This window comes from Posidoniimonas polymericola (genome assembly GCF_007859935.1).
GTDB lineage: Bacteria > Planctomycetota > Planctomycetia > Pirellulales > Lacipirellulaceae > Posidoniimonas > Posidoniimonas polymericola.
The window spans coordinates 113,400-130,481 of the sequence record NZ_SJPO01000007.1 but is presented as its reverse complement, the minus strand read 5'-3'; the positions used below and the strand labels follow the sequence as shown (position 1 = coordinate 130,481).

14 protein-coding genes are annotated in these 17,082 nt (G+C 67.1%); 6 read left to right on the top strand and 8 right to left on the bottom strand.

Features of this window, described 5'->3' with window-relative positions:
- Window positions 1-35: 35 nt before the first annotated feature.
- Window positions 36-2,096 (bottom strand): PrkA family serine protein kinase, encoded by a 2,061-nt coding sequence (locus Pla123a_RS15155; RefSeq protein ID WP_146588430.1) that lies wholly within the window; start codon window positions 2,094-2,096, stop codon window positions 36-38.
- Between the two features lie 610 nt (window positions 2,097-2,706).
- Window positions 2,707-3,903, bottom strand: coding sequence for a hypothetical protein (locus tag Pla123a_RS15150; protein WP_146588428.1), 1,197 nt, complete (start codon window positions 3,901-3,903; stop codon window positions 2,707-2,709).
- Between the two features lie 172 nt (window positions 3,904-4,075).
- Here Pla123a_RS15150 and Pla123a_RS15145 point away from each other — a divergent pair, with 172 nt between their 5' ends.
- The gene (locus Pla123a_RS15145) at window positions 4,076-5,335 is read left to right on the top strand and encodes an ornithine cyclodeaminase (RefSeq protein ID WP_146588426.1); all 1,260 of its coding nucleotides are present in this window, start codon (window positions 4,076-4,078) and stop codon (window positions 5,333-5,335) included.
- 43 nt (window positions 5,336-5,378) lie between these two features.
- Here Pla123a_RS15145 and Pla123a_RS15140 read toward each other — a convergent pair whose 3' ends face one another.
- Window positions 5,379-5,975: a hypothetical protein gene (locus Pla123a_RS15140; RefSeq protein WP_197527993.1), complete on the bottom strand. Its 597-nt coding sequence runs from the start codon at window positions 5,973-5,975 to the stop codon at window positions 5,379-5,381.
- Window positions 5,976-6,256: 281 nt separating this feature from the next.
- Here Pla123a_RS15140 and Pla123a_RS15135 point away from each other — a divergent pair, with 281 nt between their 5' ends.
- On the top strand, window positions 6,257-7,084 hold the full coding sequence (locus Pla123a_RS15135; protein ID WP_146588422.1) for a dimethylarginine dimethylaminohydrolase family protein: 828 nt from the start codon (window positions 6,257-6,259) through the stop codon (window positions 7,082-7,084).
- Between the two features lie 509 nt (window positions 7,085-7,593).
- Here Pla123a_RS15135 and Pla123a_RS15130 read toward each other — a convergent pair.
- Window positions 7,594-9,075 (bottom strand): DUF6666 family protein, encoded by a 1,482-nt coding sequence (locus Pla123a_RS15130; RefSeq protein WP_146588420.1) that lies wholly within the window; start codon window positions 9,073-9,075, stop codon window positions 7,594-7,596.
- 256 nt (window positions 9,076-9,331) lie between these two features.
- On the opposite strand from Pla123a_RS15130, the gene ade reads away from it, so the two are divergent.
- From ade to Pla123a_RS15115, 3 genes are all read left to right on the top strand, one after another.
- On the top strand, window positions 9,332-10,966 hold the full coding sequence (gene ade / locus Pla123a_RS15125) for an adenine deaminase (RefSeq protein WP_146588419.1): 1,635 nt from the start codon (window positions 9,332-9,334) through the stop codon (window positions 10,964-10,966).
- Between the two features lie 137 nt (window positions 10,967-11,103).
- A complete protein-coding gene (locus Pla123a_RS15120; RefSeq protein ID WP_146588417.1) occupies window positions 11,104-12,051 on the top strand; it encodes a serine/threonine protein kinase in 948 nt (315 codons plus the stop codon).
- Between the two features lie 78 nt (window positions 12,052-12,129).
- A complete protein-coding gene (locus Pla123a_RS15115; RefSeq protein ID WP_146588415.1) occupies window positions 12,130-13,134 on the top strand; it encodes a serine/threonine-protein kinase in 1,005 nt (334 codons plus the stop codon).
- A gap of 15 nt (window positions 13,135-13,149) precedes the next feature.
- Here the strand turns inward: Pla123a_RS15115 and Pla123a_RS15110 are convergent, their stop codons facing one another.
- Complete coding sequence (locus tag Pla123a_RS15110) at window positions 13,150-13,587, bottom strand: hypothetical protein (protein WP_146588413.1); 438 nt, start codon at window positions 13,585-13,587, stop codon at window positions 13,150-13,152.
- Window positions 13,588-13,689: 102 nt separating this feature from the next.
- Here Pla123a_RS15110 and hemB point away from each other — a divergent pair, with 102 nt between their 5' ends.
- Window positions 13,690-14,709 (top strand): porphobilinogen synthase, encoded by a 1,020-nt coding sequence (gene hemB / locus Pla123a_RS15105; RefSeq protein WP_146588411.1) that lies wholly within the window; start codon window positions 13,690-13,692, stop codon window positions 14,707-14,709.
- 8 nt (window positions 14,710-14,717) lie between these two features.
- Here the strand turns inward: hemB and Pla123a_RS15100 are convergent, their stop codons facing one another.
- Genes Pla123a_RS15100 through Pla123a_RS15090 form a run of 3 tightly spaced genes read right to left on the bottom strand, consistent with a single transcriptional unit; the run spans window position 14,718 to window position 17,064 of the window.
- The gene (locus Pla123a_RS15100; RefSeq protein WP_146588409.1) at window positions 14,718-15,566 is read right to left on the bottom strand and encodes an ABC transporter permease; all 849 of its coding nucleotides are present in this window, start codon (window positions 15,564-15,566) and stop codon (window positions 14,718-14,720) included.
- A complete protein-coding gene (gene modA / locus Pla123a_RS15095) occupies window positions 15,563-16,393 on the bottom strand; it encodes a molybdate ABC transporter substrate-binding protein (protein ID WP_146588406.1) in 831 nt (276 codons plus the stop codon). The genes Pla123a_RS15100 and modA overlap by 4 nt, the downstream gene beginning before the upstream one ends.
- Window positions 16,390-17,064, bottom strand: a complete 675-nt coding sequence (locus tag Pla123a_RS15090) for an ABC transporter ATP-binding protein (protein ID WP_146588404.1) — start codon at window positions 17,062-17,064, stop codon at window positions 16,390-16,392. The genes modA and Pla123a_RS15090 overlap by 4 nt, the downstream gene beginning before the upstream one ends.
- Window positions 17,065-17,082: the final 18 nt, after the last annotated feature.

The following is a 17,082-nucleotide window of genomic DNA, read 5'->3' as shown; positions in this document are numbered from 1 at the left end:
GGGACCACGGTGCGCCGCTACGCGGCGGTCGCTTACTAATCCTCCTTCTTCGCATCGCCCCGAGCGAAAATGCTGGCCACGTACTGCAGCACATCCGTGGCGGACTCGTCGTCGTAGCCGAAATCGCGGATCAGGCGGCCCTTGACGATGTCGATCTTTTGCTGGGTGTCCGTGTCCACGACGTTCGACACCAGGCTGGTCAGCTTGATCGAGTCCTTCTGGTCCTCGAACAGCTTCAGCTCGAGCGCCTTGTGCAGGCGTTCGTTGCTGCGGAAGTCGAACTTCTTGCCGTCGATCGACAACGCGCCGATGTAGTTCATGATCTCGCGGCGGAAGTCGTCCTTGCGGGAGTCGGGGATGTCGATCTTCTCTTCGATGCCTCGCATCAACCGCTCGTCCGGCTCCTCGTACTCGCCGGTAAACTTGTTCTTCACCTTCTCGCGCTGCGTGTACGCCTTGACGCTGTCGATGTAGTTGGCGCACAGCCGGGTGAGGGCGTCCTCGTCGGCGGCGATGGCGCGTTGGACCTCGTTCTTGACGATATTGGTGTACTCCTCCTTTACCACACCGAGGAGGTCGCGGTACTCCTGCTTGGTCTCCTCGTTGTTGATCAGGCTGTGGTGCTTGAGGCCGGTCTCGAGCTCGTTGAGCACCATAAACGGGTTGATGCTGTGCGACTCGGGGTGGGCCACCAACGCGTTGGACAGCTTGTCCTGCACGTACCGCGGCGAGATGCCGATCATCCCCTCGGTGGTCGCCTGCTCGCGGAGCTCGTTGATGTTCTCGTCGGTGAACCCGGGCAGGGTCTTGCCGTTGTAGAGCTTCATCTTCTGCAGCCTGGTCAGGCCCGCGTGCTTCGGCTCCTCGAGCCGCGTCAGCACGGCCCACATGGCCGCCATCTCGATCGTGTGCGGGGCGATGTGCTTGCCGCGGACGGTCTGGTTGTTGTAGTCCTTCTCGTAGATGCGGATCTCGTTGTTGAGGGTCGTGACGTACGGCACGTCGATCTTCACCGTGCGGTCGCGGAGGGCCTCCATAAACTCGTTGCTCTGCAGGCGGCGGTACTCCGGCTCGTTGGTGTGGCCGATGATCACCTCGTCGATGTCGGTCTGGGCAAACTTCTTCGGCTTGATGCGGTGCTCCTGGCTGGCGCCCAAGAGGTCGTACAGGAACGCCACGTCGAGCTTCAGCACCTCGACAAACTCGATGATGCCGCGGTTGGCGATGTTGAACTCGCCGTCGAAGTTGAACGCCCGCGGGTCGGAGTCGCTGCCGTACTCGGCGATCTTGCGGTAGTTGATGTCGCCGGTCAGCTCGGTGGCGTCCTGGTTCTTCTCGTCCTTCGGCTGGAAGGTGCCGATCCCGACGCGGTCCTTCTCGCTGAGGATCACCCGCTTGACGCGGATGTCCTGCACCAGTCGGGTCCAGTCGCCGTCGTAGTGCTTCAGCCGCTGCTGGTAGATGAACCGGCAGTACGGGTCGAGGAAACCGTCGACCCGGACGTGGTAGTCGTCCTCGCCGCGGCCGGCGTTGAGCTGGGCCTCGACATCGGCCCGGAAGCGGGTCGGGATCAGGTGCAGCGGCTCCTCGTTCATCGGGCACCACTGGATCTTGGCCGGGTCGTCCGGCTCGTCCTCGTCGACCCAGCCGAGGGTGTACAGCGCGCCGGCGTCGGTGGCGCTGTACCGCTCGAGCCCCTTCTTCAGCAGCCGCGCGATCGTGCTCTTGCTGCTGCCGACCGGGCCGTGCAGCAGCAGCACGCGGCGTTCGATGCCGTAGCCGTTGGCGGCGCTCTTGAGCGCGTTGACCAGGTCCTTGAGCGGCCGGCGGAGCCCGAACACCGCGTCGTGGCCGTCGCCGTCGGGGTCGTCGAAGAACTTGTAGTGCAGGTGCTTCTCGCGGCGGGTCTCGATGGTCTCGACCCCGTACGACAAGATCATGTCGTACAGCCGCTGGTACGCGGTGCGCGTGACCTGCGGGTTCTCCCTGACCAGGTTCAGGTACTCCTCGAAGGTCCCGACCCAGTTCTTGCGTCGGAACTGGTCTCGGTCCTGCCGCTGGGCGACTAGTTCGATAATGCTGCGTCCGTTGTCCATGCCGCGCGAACTCCTGGATTATGAAGCGAATGACCCAAGGTATTCCGATAAGAACGCAGCGAAGACAGAGCGGCACAGCCGCCCCTTGGTTCGCGCGTTCATGCAATCCGTTCGCTTGAAACGCACCAACCATTCGCACTCAGTCAACGCGCCCGCCAGTGGGTGGCCACGCGGTGCGACCCCAATCGAAACGCGGCGGGCGCACAGCGGCGGGCGTGCGGCAGAGGGGAGCGGAGAGAGGATCCGCCCGGCGCGGGGGGGGCAAACGAGGCTCCCGTCGCGACTCTTAGAAACGCCCGAGGGCGAAATTGGCAAAGAGCGGAAGGTGGGGAATCGTCGCTGGCGAGCGTGGGCGGCGCCGGCGAAACCATGCCGGCAGACGCGACCTCACTCACCTAAAGTATCAATCGGAATTACACAGCGGGCAACACCGACTTCCCAACTTCCTGACAAAGTTGGCGGCGGCGCGGCGGCAGAACGCCGGAATCCGCGGGTCAAACGGGCGTCGCGGCCCGCCGGATGCGGGTATCAGAGATTGGCCGGCGGCCCCCCCGCGGTGGGGACCGCCGCAGAGAAAGCCCGCGTTTCGGCTAGCGTTTCTCGCCGCCGACTAGCTGGTCGGCTTCTTGCGACGCCGGCCGCCGCGGCGCCCGCGACCGCCCCCGCTGCTGCGGACGGTGAACTTCTTGCGTTCGGAGCGATGGGCGATATTCGAGTCGACAACCACCGAAATCGCGTCACCCCACGACGGGACACTCCGGTGTTTGGGGGTGGCGCCGTCGTCGTGGTCGTCGTCGGACTCGTCCGAATCGTCGACCGCCCGATTGTCGACCTCGTCCGCCTCGTCGGCTTCCTCGGTCTCGCCGAGCGCGGCGAAGCTCTCATCGACCGCCTCGGCGGCTTCTTCTTCGGCGGTGGTGGCGGTGTCGACAGGCGTCGCGGACGAGCGACGGCGGCGTCCACGGCGTCGGCGGCGGCGGCGGGGACGCTCCTCGCCACCCTCCTCTCCCTCGGCGGGCTGCTCTTCACCGGAGTTGTCATTGCCCGCCCTCTCGTCAGCAAGCGGGGCGTCGGTCACTGACTCTGATATGGGGGGCTCTGATTGGGAGGGCTCCGACTTTGCCTTGATTTCCGCCGGGGCGGGCTCTTCGGCGGGCCGCTGAGCGGCGGCCGGCTCGACAACACCCTCGGCCGGGCTCTCCGCCGGCGGTTCGGGCGGGGCCACGGGGGCCTTGGATCGCTTGCCGGCAAACGGGAACCAGTCTGGCAGCGACAGCTGCGACTTGGGCGCCAGGTCCCACTTGCTGGGGGCGGGCTCGGCCTGCTCCGACTGCTCGGCGGCTTCGGTCGCCTGATCCGTGGCGGGTTCTGCCTGCTCGGGCTGCGAGGCAACGGGCTCTTCCGTCACTTCGTCAACTACCTCGGCTGCGGGCGCCGGTGGCTCGGGCGCCGGTAGCTCGGGACCTGCGGCGAACGCGTTCGTCGGGATCTCTTGAACCGGCTCCGGCGCGGCCGGCTCTGGCTTGGCGGGCTTTTCTGCCGCCACGGGCGCCGGCGGCTCGGCAACTGCTGGCGGCGGCGTTGGAGCGGCGGCCTTTGGGGCGGGCGCGTCGATGCCGAAGTCACCTAGAAGCGAGTCCCACCCCGCGGCGGGGCGGGTCGGCTCCTCGTACTCCACTTCTTCATAGGACGGCGAAGGAGCGCTAGCAGCAGAGCTTTGCTCTGCGGGCTGCTCGACTTCGGGCTGGGGCTGGGCGCCGAGTTCGCTGGCCAGGTCGTCCCAGTTGCTCTTGTTTTGATCGCTCATGTACTTCGGTTGGCTGCGTTTCGGCGTTCTGCCAGTCACGGCGCCCTCTCCGCGAGCGCCAAAAAGACGTAAGATTTTGTATTATAGGGGTTTGAGGCCCGTTCAGGAAGTCGGACCCGGGCCCGGCCGAGCTGGCAATCTGCGCAATCTGTTCGGAAAGGAGACCTCTGCCATGGGCGACTCCAGCCCCCACGCCGCCGAAGCGACCCACGTCGAAGAAGTCGAGGTCGCGGGCCACATCATCGACAGCCTGATTCTGCCCAAGGTGCTCGACACGATCACTACCGGCGGCGGGACGTTCAAGATCAAGTCAATCGCCATCGGCCAGGGGCGATCCGACCCCAGCCGGGCGCTGATCGAGGTCCGAGCGGCCACCGATGAAGCCCTGCAGGCGATCCTGGCCGCTATTTCCGACCACGGCGCCGTGCCGGTGCACAGCATCGACTGCCAGACCGAGCCGGTCGGGCAGGCCGGCGTGCTGCCCGAGGGGTTCTACTCGTCAACCAACCAGCGGACCGAGGTCCGGCTCGGCGGCCAGTGGGTCGAGGTCGCCGACCAGGAGATGGACTGCGGCGTGGTCGTCGGCAAGGACGACCGCCCGCGGTGCGTGCCGATGTCCGAAGTCAATGTTGGCGACAAGGTGATCGTCGGCCACGCCGGCGTGCGGGTCTTCCCGCCCGACCGGGGCGACGCCGGCGAGCACGCGTTCGCGTTCATGAACAGCGCCGTGTCGACCGAGAAACCGAAGGCTGGCCAGGTACGCCAGATCGCTGAGCTGCTGCGTGACAACCAAGCCGGCGGCGGCAAGACGCTGATCGTCGGCGGGCCAGCGATTGTGCACACCGGCAGCGGCCCGCTGCTGTCGGAGCTGATCCGCGGCGGCTACGTGCACAAGCTGTTCGCCGGCAACGCCCTGGCGACCCACGACATCGAGCAGGCGATGTTCGGCACCAGCCTCGGCGTGCACCTCGACGACGCCCGCATCGCCGAGGCGGGCCACGAGCACCACCTGCGGGCCATCAACCGGATCCGCCGGGTGGGCTCGATCGCCGCGGCCGTCGACCAGGGCCTGATCACCTCGGGAGTGATGCACGACTGCGTGAAGAACAACGTGGAGTTCCTGCTGGCCGGCAGCATCCGCGACGACGGCCCCCTGCCCGACGTCATCACTGACGTGCTCGACGCCCAGCGTCAGATGCGCGAAGCGGTCCGCGACGTCACGTTCTGCCTAATGATCGCCACCACGCTGCACTCGATCGCGGTCGGCAACCTGCTGCCGGCGTGGGTCAAAGTGGTGTGCGTCGACATCAACCCGTCGACCGTCATTAAGCTGAGCGACCGCGGCAGCTTCCAGACGGTCGGCCTGGTGACCGACGTCGAGCCGTTCTTGCGGTCGCTGGTCGAGGAAGTATGGAAAACGAGTGGGCAGTGAGCGCACGCCTCACCATTTCATTGACCGATGCGGCTGCACAGTCCTAGGCAGACCGTCGGAATTCAATTCGCCGCCGCGTCGCGACTCCGTAGCTCCCCAGCACCAACGCAGATAAGGCCAACGCAGTAGGCTCAGGAACGGTTCGGACTATCAACTCAGAGAAATTGAAGATGTTGCCGTCGCCCTGAGAAGCGCTCACTTCGATCGCGTCACTCCCGTTGATCAACGCAACCGGTATGTTGAATGAGTACAGCTTGACTTCTTGAAACGCGTTGGCCGCAGCGTTCGCATCAATCTGACCAATAACAATCGAATTAACCGAGACCTGATAAGGACCGTCGACATCAGCGATTCCTGCGATCTGCAGCTGGAGCGTCGCTTGCAACGCCTGCATGCCCCCTAACGCGTAGCTGTGCGAGTAGCTTACGCTGCCCGGGGCCTGCCAAATGTCCGTGAAAGGCGCGTCGGCCAAGTCGTCGGCGTCCCGGTAGTCAGTAAAGAAGATTCCCCCCAAGTCGTCACGCCACAGCACGCCATCGGCCGGCGTCGCCGGCGCCCCCGGAACGCCAAAGCCGTCCTTGTCCCCAACCAGATCGGTCACCGTTGCGGAGTTCGCCTCCGGCGCGAGCAGGCAAACCACGATTGCGACAATCATGACGATCCGAGATTCTACAGGCTGCATTAGGCTCTCTCGCTCAGGTACGTAGGAATAGTCCGGTTCCGAACCAACACGGCCACTCCGGCGGTCCTAATAACTGCGAAGAGGCGGGTAGCCGGATCCTAGCGGTCGGTAACTGAACTCTCAAGCACCGCAGGCCCACTCAGTATGCAATTCTCCGCGAACCACTCAAAGCCGGTGCGATCCGCCATCTGTTGGCGCCGGTGAAACTTGGCAACACACACCCCAAGAGGCCGGTTCCTATGGGCGCCCGCATCCTCATGTGCCCGCCGCTGTTCTACGGCATCGAGTACGAGATCAACCCGTGGATGAGCACCGAGCGGCAGGCCGACCACACGCTGGCCGGCGAGCAGTGGGACGCGCTGCGGGCGGCGCTCGAGTTGGCCGGGGCATCGATCGAGGTGATGACGCCGGTCAAAGGGCTGCCCGACCTGGTGTTCACCGCCAATGCGGCGATGGTCTACCGGCGGCAGGCGATCGTGGCCCGGTTCAAGCACCCGCAGCGGCAGGGCGAGACGCCGCTCGACCGCGCCTGGCTCGAGGGCGATGGCTTTGAGGTGTTCGACCCGCCCGCGGAGCTGAGCTTCGAGGGCGCCGGCGATGCGCTGTTCTGTGGCGACACACTCTACGCCGGCTACCGCATGCGGAGCGACGCCGGCGGGCACCAGAAGATTGGAGAGGTGCTCGGCGTGCGGGTGCTGCCGCTGGAGCTAGCCGACCCGTACTACTACCACCTCGACACCTGCTTCTGCCCGTTGGCCGAGGACCAGGCGATCTACTTTCCCGGCGCGTTTGACGAGTACGGCCAGAAGGTGCTGGAGGCGAACATCGGCACGCTGATCCCGGTCGCCGAGGACGAGGCCCGGTCGTTCGCGTGCAACGCGGTGGTCGTCGGCAAGACGGTGGTGACCAACGCCGGCTGCCCAAAGCTGCACGAGAACCTCCGCGCGCACGGCTACACGGCGATCGCCACCCCGCTGGGCGAATTCGTTAAGGCGGGCGGCAGCGCGAAGTGCCTCACACTGCGGCTCGACGGCGAAGAGGCGGCCGGCTGGAAGCACACCGAGTGACGCCGACCCAATCGGTGATTCTCCGCGGATTGTTGTAGCGAGCGGTCCGAGGGGGCCCTCTAATTAGGGGTTGGCGGGCAGTGACGGATGGCTAGCGGTGTGGCGCTGGATGGCGGCGTCAGCCACAAACCACAAGTCATCAACCACGACGGGCTTTGTCCCCCGCTGTGCGCACACTCGGACAGAAGTCGCCCCGTCGATCCGGAGGCGAATGTCACAACTCCACAACCTGAAACGACTTACACGGGCGAAGGCCCACGGTCGGCGGTGCCTTTTGTCCCTAGGAATCGATTACGCGGAATTGGGGACAAAAGTCCAATTACTCGACACGGCCAGTGTCACGATAGGCCTGACATAGCGGTACGAATCGGCGCCGCCGTGTTTCGAGCGGTGGCGACTTTTGTCCTCGGCTGATCGCAGTGGTGGGACAAAACCTGGGTACGAAAAAACCCACCCCTTGCGGGGTGGGCTGTTGAGATCGATTGTTTGGCGCCGTGCTGCCTGCGATATCAGTCGACGTCGTCGACGAAGAACGAGCCGTTGTCGGCGACGTTGAACATTGGTCGCCAGGGGCTCTTGTAGAACCGCTTCGCGCTGCAGCCGTAGTGCCACACCAGGTTCATGCCGAGGTTCCAGCCCTCTTCCTGGGCGTCGGTCGCCGAGGAGCCGCCGGGCGACAGGTAGGTGAATCCGGTCTGCAGCGACCAGCTGTCGTTCAGCGGGGCGAACACCTCGCCGCCGAAGATGCCGTAGCCACCGCCACCGCCGCCGTACAGGCTGAACTCGCCTCCGCCGCAGCTGTGGTACTTCCAGAAGCCGAGGTACTGGTCGATCGGCTGGTAGGTCCGCGTGGTGGTGACCGTGCCGATGGTGCCGTCGAGCTGCTCCGAGTCGCTGCTCGCGGCGAACGAGAAGCCGATCTCATGGCACTTCGGGTTGATCACGCTGATCTGGCCACGCACCTGGTGGAAGCTGGTCGACTCGATCCGCTCGTCACGCAGCATGTCGTAGACGACGCCGTACTGGAAGCCGACCTTGCTGCGGCGGAAAAGGCCCGCGGTCAGGAAGTGCTGCGTGTGCGAGCCGTCGTAGAGCGGGTTCTCCGAGCTGCCGTGCAGCTGGCTGTGCACCGCCTGGTAGCCGACCTGGTAGCCGAGGCCTGGCCACGGGATCCACGCCATCTTGCCGCCCATATTGAAGCCTTCGTGGAAGCCGAAGTTGCCGTGGTCGCGGTACTCGTCGAGCGGGCCCTTGAAGCCGTGCACGCCACCGAACGCAGTGAACTCCTTGATCGGCGGGATGTAGATGCAGAGCGGGATGGCGCCACGCTCGGCGCAACCGCCCAGGCAGGGGGCGTCGCAGCAAGCGCCGCCGCAACCGACCTCGCCGCAGCAGCAGTCGTCCGTGGGGTACCCACAGCTCGGCATCTCGCAGCAGCCGTCCACACACCCGCAGCCGGGCTCAACAAAGCCGCAGCCCGGCTCGGCGAAGCCACAACTCGGGTCGCCACAGCCACAGTCGGCCCCGTAGGCCATGCCGCTGTGCATCTCGATCGTGGGGTCGTAGACCTCTTGGGTTTCGTAGACGGGGCCGGAGGACATGACGCTGGGGGCATTCGGCCGGGGAGCCATCACGCTCTCCTCAGATGCCTGCATGACACGGGCCTGTCGGACACGTGCGGCGGTGCGGTTCGTGTGGCTCGCCTGCGAGACGTACCCGGCGCCGCCCTGGCTGCCGGTCGGCGCCTGAGCTTGGCTCTGCTTAGCCAGCGGAGCGGCCTCGCGGGTCGGCAGCTGCGCCGGCTCTTGAGGGGTGACGCGTTTCGCCCGCTGCGCGACCGAAGGGCGCTGGAAGCGTGCAGTAGAGCGGGTTGCGGCCGAGGATTCCTCGGTCGCCGCGCCTTGGCCGGCGCCCTGCCAGACGAGCTCGGCTCGCGCGGAGGGGACGCTCGTTGAGAGTACTAATAGTGCTAAGGCGATTCGGAAACGCATGGTGATTCCTCGGGGGGTCATACGGCGGTCGGACTGCGCAGCAGGTGCGCGTCGCGTTGCGCCAGGCCCCCCTGGAACACTGCTTGGCTATTGGTATCGTCCCGCGGATCGCCGGCACTTGCAGAAAAGTCGATGCAACCGGAAAAGTTTTACTCCCAGCAGCGACGCCCAAGTGGGTCGACGCTGCCCCGTAATTCCGCCATATTGCCCGGTCCCCCAGTCCACATACGCAACCGCCGCAAAGGTGATAGCAGCGATGGCAGATTTTGAAGTCTCAGGCCAACTTGTCGACATCGCAGAGCGGGCCTGCCGACCGGTCCGCGTCGAAGTGCGCGACGGGCGGATCGCCGCCATCCATCCGGCGCCCGACGCCCCTGCAACGTTCCTGCTGCCCGGCTTCGTCGACGCGCACGTTCACGTCGAGAGCTCGATGCTAGTCCCCACCGAGTTCGCCCGGGCGGCGGTGGTGCACGGCACGGTCGCCACAGTGAGCGACCCGCACGAGATCGGCAACGTGCTCGGCGTCGCCGGGGTCGAGTACATGCTGGCGAACGCCCAGCAGTCGCCCTTCAAGTTCTACTTTGGCGCCCCGAGCTGCGTGCCGGCCACCCCTTTCGAGACCGCCGGCGCCGCCATCACCGTCGAGCAGGTCGAGCGGCTCCTCGACGACCCGCGGATCGTCTACCTCAGCGAGATGATGAACTTCCCCGGCGTGTTGAATGGCGACCCCGAGTGCCTGGCCAAGATCGAAGCCGCGAAGAAGCGCGGCAAGCCGGTCGACGGGCACGCCCCCGGCCTCCGGGGCGACGAGGCCGCCCGCTACGTGGCGGCCGGCATGACCACCGACCACGAGTGCTTCACCAAGGACGAGGCGCTCGACAAGCTGGCCGCCGGCTGCAAGATTTCGATCCGCGAGGGCTCCGCCGCCCGCAACTTCGACGCGCTCTACACGCTGATCGGCGAGCAACCGGGCATGACCATGCTCTGCAGCGACGACAAACACCCCGACGAACTGCTGGTTGGGCACATCAACAAGCTGGTCGCCCGCGCGGTGGCCGGCGGGGTCGACGCGTACGACGCCCTGCAGGCGGCGTGCGTCACCCCGGTGCAGCACTACAGCCTCGAGGTCGGTCAGCTGCGTGTCGGCGACCCGGCGGACTTCATCGAGGTCGAGTCGCTCACCGAAGTCAACGTGCTGCGGACCTGGATCGATGGGCGGCTGGTCGCCGAGCACGGCGCGACCACCCTGCCGAGCCCGCCGGTAGAAGTCGCCAACAAGTTTGAGACCCGGGAGATCACGCCCGGCGATCTTCGCCTCGAGGCGGCGGGCGAAACCGTCCGCGTCATCGCGGCCGAGGACGGCCAGCTGGTGACCGGCTGCGTCGAGTCGCCCGCCAAGGTGGTCGACGGCGCAGCGGTGTCCGACGTCGGGTCGGACGTGCTGAAGATGGTGGTCGTCAACCGCTACGCGGAGGCCGACCCGGCGGTGGCGTTTGTCAAGAACTTTGGCCTGACCCGGGGCGCGATCGCCTCGAGCGTGGCGCACGACTCGCACAACGTGATCGCGGTCGGGGTCTCCGACGAAGACCTGGCGGCGGCGATCAACCTGGTGATGCGCGACGGCGGCGGGCTGAGCGCCGCCTGCTCGTCGGACGACCAATCCTTGTCGCAGCCGCTGCCGGTGGCTGGCCTGATGGCGACCGGCGACTGCCAGAGCGTGGGGGCCGCCTACGGCAAGCTCGACGCGATGGTGAAGACGTGGGGCTCGCCGCTGCGGGCGCCGTACATGACGCTGTCGTTCATGGCGCTCTTGGTGATCCCGGCGCTGAAGCTCAGCGACAAGGGCCTGTTCGACGGGGGGCGGTTCGAGTTCACCGACGTGTTTGTCTAGCTATCGTTCGCAATTCATTCCCTGAGTTGACCGCCGCGAGCGCGGGTCGCCGCGTCGCACAAATTTGCCGGCGACCTGCCCTGACTGTATAAAGTGAGCGCCGGGTCCGGCGGACCGACCGACACACTGGGGCGACAATGGCGACGCAATCGATTGGTGGCTACGAGGTGGTGCACACCCTAGGACAGGGCGCCGCGGGGGCGGTGCACCTGGTCCGACGCCCCGAAACGGGCGAGCGGTTCGCCATGAAGGTGCTGCACCCCGAGGAGGCAGAGAAGCCCTCGACGCAGAACCGGTTTGTCCGCGAGGCGGTGGTCCTCAAAAAGCTGCACCACCCCAACATCGTCAAGTTCGTCGAGTGCGGCATCGACGACGACGAGCTGTTTATCGTGATGGAGCTGGTCGAGTGCGGCTCGCTCAAGTCGGCCCTGAAGAACTACGGCAAGTTCCCGTGGCGGACCGCGGTCAAGGTCGCCGGTCAGATCAGCGAGGGGCTGGCCCACGCGCACGCCGCCGGCGTCATCCACCGCGACCTCAAGCCGGCCAACGTGTTCCTGTCGAACGACGGCCGCGTCAAGATCGGCGACTTCGGCCTGGCCCGCGACCTGGGCCGCCACCGCCTGACCCTCGAGGCCGCCGCCATCGGCACCTGCCGCTACATGGCGCCCGAGCAGATCCGCTGCGAGGACCCGCTGACCGGCAGCGTCGACCTGTACGCACTAGGCGCCATCCTCTACCAGATGATTGTTGGCGAGCCGATGTTCAACGGGGCGTCGCATACCGAAGTGTTCGACGCCCATTTGTCGAGCCCGCCGCCGCGCCTGGCCGAGCACGCCGCCGACTGCCCCCCTGAACTCGACAAGCTGGTGAGCAGCCTGGTCTCGAAGGCCCCGGCCGGCCGGCCGGCGGACGCCAAGGCGGTCGCCAAGGAGCTGCTGGCGATCCTCAAGTCGGGCGGCGGCAAGGACGCGCCGCTGCCCGACGGCAGACCGCAATCTGACGGCGCGTCGAAATCCAAAGAGACCGTGGAAGATATCTCGCTCGAGATGATTTCCGATTCCACCAAGTTCGACACCACGCTCTAATCACAGACGCGTGCTACCAGATGCTGGCGATTCAGAAGGGCAAGGTCGCCCTCGACACGATTGGTTGCAGGGGCCCTCATGGCGCAACATCAGGTTGGTGACTACGAAATCCTCGAGGCCCTCGGCCAGGGCGCAGCCGGCATTGCTTACCGCGCCCGCCAAGTGCACACCGACGAGCCCGTCGCGCTCAAGCTGCTGGTCGACCAGGTCGCCAACGACCAGGCGATGCAGCAGCGATTCGTCCGCGAGGCGTCGGTCGCCGAGAAACTCGACCACCCGGGGATCGTCAGGTTCCGCGAGTGCGGCGTCCACGACGGCCAGCTGTTCATCGCGATGGAGCTGGTCGACAGCGGATCGCTGGACGACGTGCTGGCCGAGGGGGGCGCGCTGCCCTGGCGCGAGGCGTGTGAGGTCGCCGCCCAGGCGTGCGACGCGCTCGCCCACGCGCACGACCGCGGCGTCGTGCACCGCGACCTCAAGCCGGCCAACCTGTTCCTCACCTCCGACGGGCAGGTGAAGATCGGCGACTTCGGCTTGGCCCGCGACGCCGACCGCCACCGCCTAACGCTCGATGGGCAAACCGTGGGGACGTGCCGCTACATGGCGCCCGAGCAGGTCCGCGGCGACGACCAGCTGACCGGCGCGGTCGACATGTACGCCATCGGCTGCCTGCTGCATATGATGACCACCAACGACTGCCCGTTCACCGGCGAGACCGTCGTCGAGGTGTTCGAGCACCACCTGTTCACGCCGGCGCCAGCGCTGAGCTGCCGCTGCCCGAACTGCCCGCCCGCGTTGGACAAGCTGGTCGCCCGGCTGCTGGCGAAGGAGGCCGCCGACCGCCCCGGCGCCACCGAGGCGCGGGACACGCTGCAGTCGATCATCGAAGGCCGCGAGGTAGCGCCCCTGGCAGTCGCCTCCGAAGCATCTCGCGACGAACCAATTATAGAGCCCAACCTCACCGAGCGGCTCAAGGCCAACGCCAAGCCGGCGAAGCCGACGGTCTCGACGGCGCGGCTGGCGGCGGCCGCGGCCGTCGTGGCGGCGATCGCCCTGGTGGCGCTGCTCGCGTCGCGTGGGTAGCGGTCGCGCTAGCTTCTAACCGGCGTCGCGACGCATGTAGTCGCGGACCTTGACCCGCAGCTCCTCGCTCGACCAGCCCTCCTTATCGGCCTTCTTCAGGAACCGCAGCTGCAGCGACCCCTCGAGCCGCGCGACCGCCGCGTGGGCGCTCCACGACTGCGACGCCAGGCGGTTCTGGATTGGCACCCGCCGCGCCACCGACGCGTACCGGTTGATCATCTCGGGCGAGATTGCGCCCTCGCACATCTGCGAGAAGGTCTCGCCGAAACCGTCCTCGCCCGCGTTCAGGAGGTCGCCGATCCACCACGGCCCGGCCCGCTGGCACCACAAAGCGAACTGCAGCGGCCCCTTCCAGGCAGCCATGTCGGGCTTTCCAGAGATGCGCACCCCCACCGAAGTGAAGTCGAACGGGCCGACAGAGATCTTTGGCGGCGGCTTGGGAGCGTCGGACATAACGGAGTGTGGAGGGCCCGGGGGCGAGGGAGCGGTAGATTTTGGCGCCGGCGGGCAGATAATGGAAGGCTGATCCCCGCCCCGCATTCCCGATGACGCCGCATGTCGCTGCCCTCCTACGAATCTCGTGGCCCGTTCCCCAGCACCCGCCTGCGGCGCCTGCGTCGCAACGCGTGGTCACGCGCGCTGGTCGCCGAGCACCGCCTGACCGCCGCGGACCTGATCTGGCCGGTGTTCGTGTGCGAGGGCCAGAACCGGCGTGAGCCGGTGGCGTCGATGCCCGGGGTCGAGCGGCTCAGCGTCGACCTGCTGCCGGCGGCCGCCGCCAACGCGGCCCGCCTCGGTATCCCGGCGATCGCGATTTTCCCCGCCACGCCCGCCGACAAGAAGACCGAGGACGCCCGCGAGGCGTTCAACCCCGAAAACCTGATCTGCCGCGGCACCCGTGCGGTCAAGCAGGAGGTCGGCGAAGCGCTGGGCGTCGTGGCCGATGTGGCGCTCGACCCCTATTCGAGCCACGGGCAGGACGGCCTGGTGGTAGACGGCTACGTCGACAACGACACGACGCTCGACGCCCTCGTCCGCCAGGCCGTGGTCCAGGCGGAGGCCGGCTGCGACGTCATCGCCCCCAGCGACATGATGGACGGCCGCATCGGCGGCATCCGCCTGGCGCTCGACGAGAGTGGGTTCGAGCGGGTGCTGACCATGTCCTATGCGGCCAAGTACGCCAGCGCCTTCTACGGACCGTTCCGGGACGCGGTCGGCAGCGCGGGCGCGCTAGGCGGCGGCGACAAACGCACCTACCAGATGGACCCCGCCAACGCCGACGAGGCGTTGCACGAGGTGGCGCTCGACCTGGCCGAGGGCGCCGACATGGTAATGGTCAAGCCGGGCATGCCGTACCTCGACATTGTCGCCCGCGTGAAGCAGCAGTTCCGCGTCCCGACGTACGCCTACCAGGTGAGCGGCGAGTACGCGATGCTGTCGGCCGCCGCGCAGAACGGCTGGGTCGACCGCCAGCAGACGGCGCTCGAGAGCCTGCTGGCGTTCAAGCGGGCCGGGGCCGACGGGATCCTCACCTACTTCGCCATCGAGGCGGCCGAGTGGCTGGCCGCCGAGTAGGCGGGGCGTCAATCGCGGGTCCGGCCGCCGAGCACTCGGGCGAGCGTCAGCGCCGCGACCGAGATCACGATCATCAGCAGCGAAACCGCTACCGCGCTGCGGAGGTCGCCGATGCTCAGCTCCAGGAACACGGTAGTCGAGAGCACCTCGGTCTTGCCGCGGGTCGCCCCGGCGAACACCAGCAGCGGGCCGAACTCGCCCAGCGAACGCGCCCACGCCAGCAGCGTAGCCGAGAGCATGCCGCTGCGGGCCTCGGGCAGCACCACCCAGCCGAACGCCTGCAGCCGCGACGCGCCGAGCGTCTGGGCGACTTGTTCCAAACGCGGATCGATTTGGTCGAACGTCACCCGCATCGAGCGGATCGCGAACGCCGACGCCACGACGTACTGCGCCACAATCACGGCCGGCGTCTGGTACACGACGGCGTCGCGTAGCGAGGCAGGCAGCGTCTGGAACAGGATCAGCAGGCTGACGCCGATCGCCAACGGCGGCAGCACGATCGGTACGTCGAGCAGCGTGTCGACCAGCGCCCTGCCGCGGAACTGCCGCCTGGAGAGCAGGTAGCCGATCGGCGTCGCGGTCAGCAGAGACAAGATGCTGGTGATGCTGCAGCTCACCAGCGTTAGGTGCAGCGAATGACGGATGTCGGGGTCCGCCAGCGCCGACCAGAGCGGGTTAGCGGCGTCCTTCTTGTCTTCCGCGAACGGGCCAATGCCCGCGATGTAGCCGGCGTCGGCCGCGATCAGTCCCCCTAGCACCGCCAGGTACAGGCCGCAGACCGCCCCCGCCGTCCCCCAGAACCAGCGGTCGGAGCGGCCAACCGTCCGCGTCCGAGTTGGTGTTGGATCGGTGCTCATGGGGGCGCCCCCGACTCGGTTGTCCCGCGTCCCTCGGCGGTCGCAACGGCTTGATACCCGTAGGAGCGGAACACCTCGGCCCCCCCGTCGTCTGCAATTAGGTTGCGGGCGAATCGCAGCGCCGCCGCGGGGGCCTTGCTCGATGTCAGCACGCCGATTCCGATTTCGGATCTCCCCTCAGCCAACTCGGGCAGCGAGATCGCCTCGAGTTCGGGCATCTGCGCAGCGAGCGCGTCCCAGACGATCCCCGCGTCGACGCTCCCCAGCACCACGTCGGCCGCTACGTCGTTGACGGTCGGCTTGTAAACGCCGGCGGTGCGGACACGCTGGTCGAACGCGTCCCACCGCCCCGCCGCCCTAAGCAGATCGCGGGTAACGCGTCCGATGGCGGCCTGATCGGGGCTGCCGCTCGCGAGCCGCAGCTCGAGCAGATCGTCGAGCGTCCGGACCGAATCGCCCCGGCCGCGACGCACCACGACCACCGGCCGCATCTGGGCGACTGAGATGATTTCCCCAATCAGGCCCCGCTCGCGTCCCACATCGAGGTAGCGCCGGTCCGCAGAGAGGAACAGGTCTCCCTGGCGAGAAGCCTCGATCTGGCTCAGCAGCGTGTTGGATCCGCCAAATTGCAGTTGGACCGACACCCCCTCTTCACCCTCGAAACGGGCGGCGACTTCTTCCAAGGGGCGCCGCAGGCTGGCGGCGCAGTACACCATCAGCGACTCGCCCGAGCGGTTGGGCCCGTTGCTGGGAAGCAGGGCAACCAACACGCCAATCGCGATCAGGCAGCCCGCGATCAGCTTCGTCAGTGGGTTGAACTGGCTCACCGCGCGGCCTCGCTCCCGCTGGCGGGCGACGCCGCGCACTCGCCGATACAGCGCCCTTCGATCGCGAACACGCGGTCGGCGACCTGCTGGGCCTCGACGCGGTTGTGGGTCACATGCAGCGTGGTGACGCCGGTTGCTTGCTGCACGCTCTTGAGCAGCGTGACCATCTCCGCGTGAACGGCGTGGTCGAGGGCCGACAATGGTTCGTCGAGCAGCAGCAAGATCGGCTTGGACGCGAGCGCCCGGCCAAGGGCGACACGCTGGGCCTCCCCGCCGCTGAGGTCAGCCGCCCGCCGCCCGAGCAGGTGCGTGACCGCAAGCCGCTCGGCAAGCTCGTCGGCCTGCTCCCGCTGTTGCTTCGCCCGCACGCCGCGGATCATGCCGGGAAAACTCAGGTTCTCCCGCACGGTCATGGTCGGGAACAATGAGGCGGCCTGCGACACATAGCCGATCTGCCGCTCGGCGACGGCCGCTCGGCTCACGTCGCGGCCGCCGATCTCGATGCGTCCCCTACCACGCGGGCGGAGGCCGCAGAGGGTCTCGAGCAGCGAGGTCTTGCCGCTGCCGGTAGGCCCCATCAGCACCGCGTACTCGCCGGCGCCTACCGAGAACGTGACGCCCTCCAGCAAGGGCTGCCCGGCGGTGACGGTGAGGTTCTCGACGCGTAGCATACGGCGGGCGGATTCGGG

Bases quoted from the DNA above. Each gene is read 5' to 3' on its own strand.
- Pla123a_RS15110 (WP_146588413.1), bottom strand. From the start codon at position 13,587: ATGTCCGACGCTCCCAAGCCGCCGCCAAAGATCTCTGTCGGCCCGTTC.
- Pla123a_RS15115 (WP_146588415.1), top strand. From the start codon at position 12,130: ATGGCGCAACATCAGGTTGGTGACTACGAAATCCTCGAGGCCCTCGGC.
- Pla123a_RS15100 (WP_146588409.1), bottom strand. From the start codon at position 15,566: ATGAGCACCGATCCAACACCAACTCGGACGCGGACGGTTGGCCGCTCC.
- Pla123a_RS15135 (WP_146588422.1), top strand. From the start codon at position 6,257: ATGGGCGCCCGCATCCTCATGTGCCCGCCGCTGTTCTACGGCATCGAG.
- Pla123a_RS15090 (WP_146588404.1), bottom strand. From the start codon at position 17,064: ATGCTACGCGTCGAGAACCTCACCGTCACCGCCGGGCAGCCCTTGCTG.
- Pla123a_RS15120 (WP_146588417.1), top strand. From the start codon at position 11,104: ATGGCGACGCAATCGATTGGTGGCTACGAGGTGGTGCACACCCTAGGA.
- ade (WP_146588419.1), top strand. From the start codon at position 9,332: ATGGCAGATTTTGAAGTCTCAGGCCAACTTGTCGACATCGCAGAGCGG.
- Pla123a_RS15155 (WP_146588430.1), bottom strand. From the start codon at position 2,096: ATGGACAACGGACGCAGCATTATCGAACTAGTCGCCCAGCGGCAGGAC.
- Pla123a_RS15150 (WP_146588428.1), bottom strand. From the start codon at position 3,903: ATGAGCGATCAAAACAAGAGCAACTGGGACGACCTGGCCAGCGAACTC.
- Pla123a_RS15145 (WP_146588426.1), top strand. From the start codon at position 4,076: ATGGGCGACTCCAGCCCCCACGCCGCCGAAGCGACCCACGTCGAAGAA.
- hemB (WP_146588411.1), top strand. From the start codon at position 13,690: ATGTCGCTGCCCTCCTACGAATCTCGTGGCCCGTTCCCCAGCACCCGC.
- Pla123a_RS15130 (WP_146588420.1), bottom strand. From the start codon at position 9,075: ATGCGTTTCCGAATCGCCTTAGCACTATTAGTACTCTCAACGAGCGTC.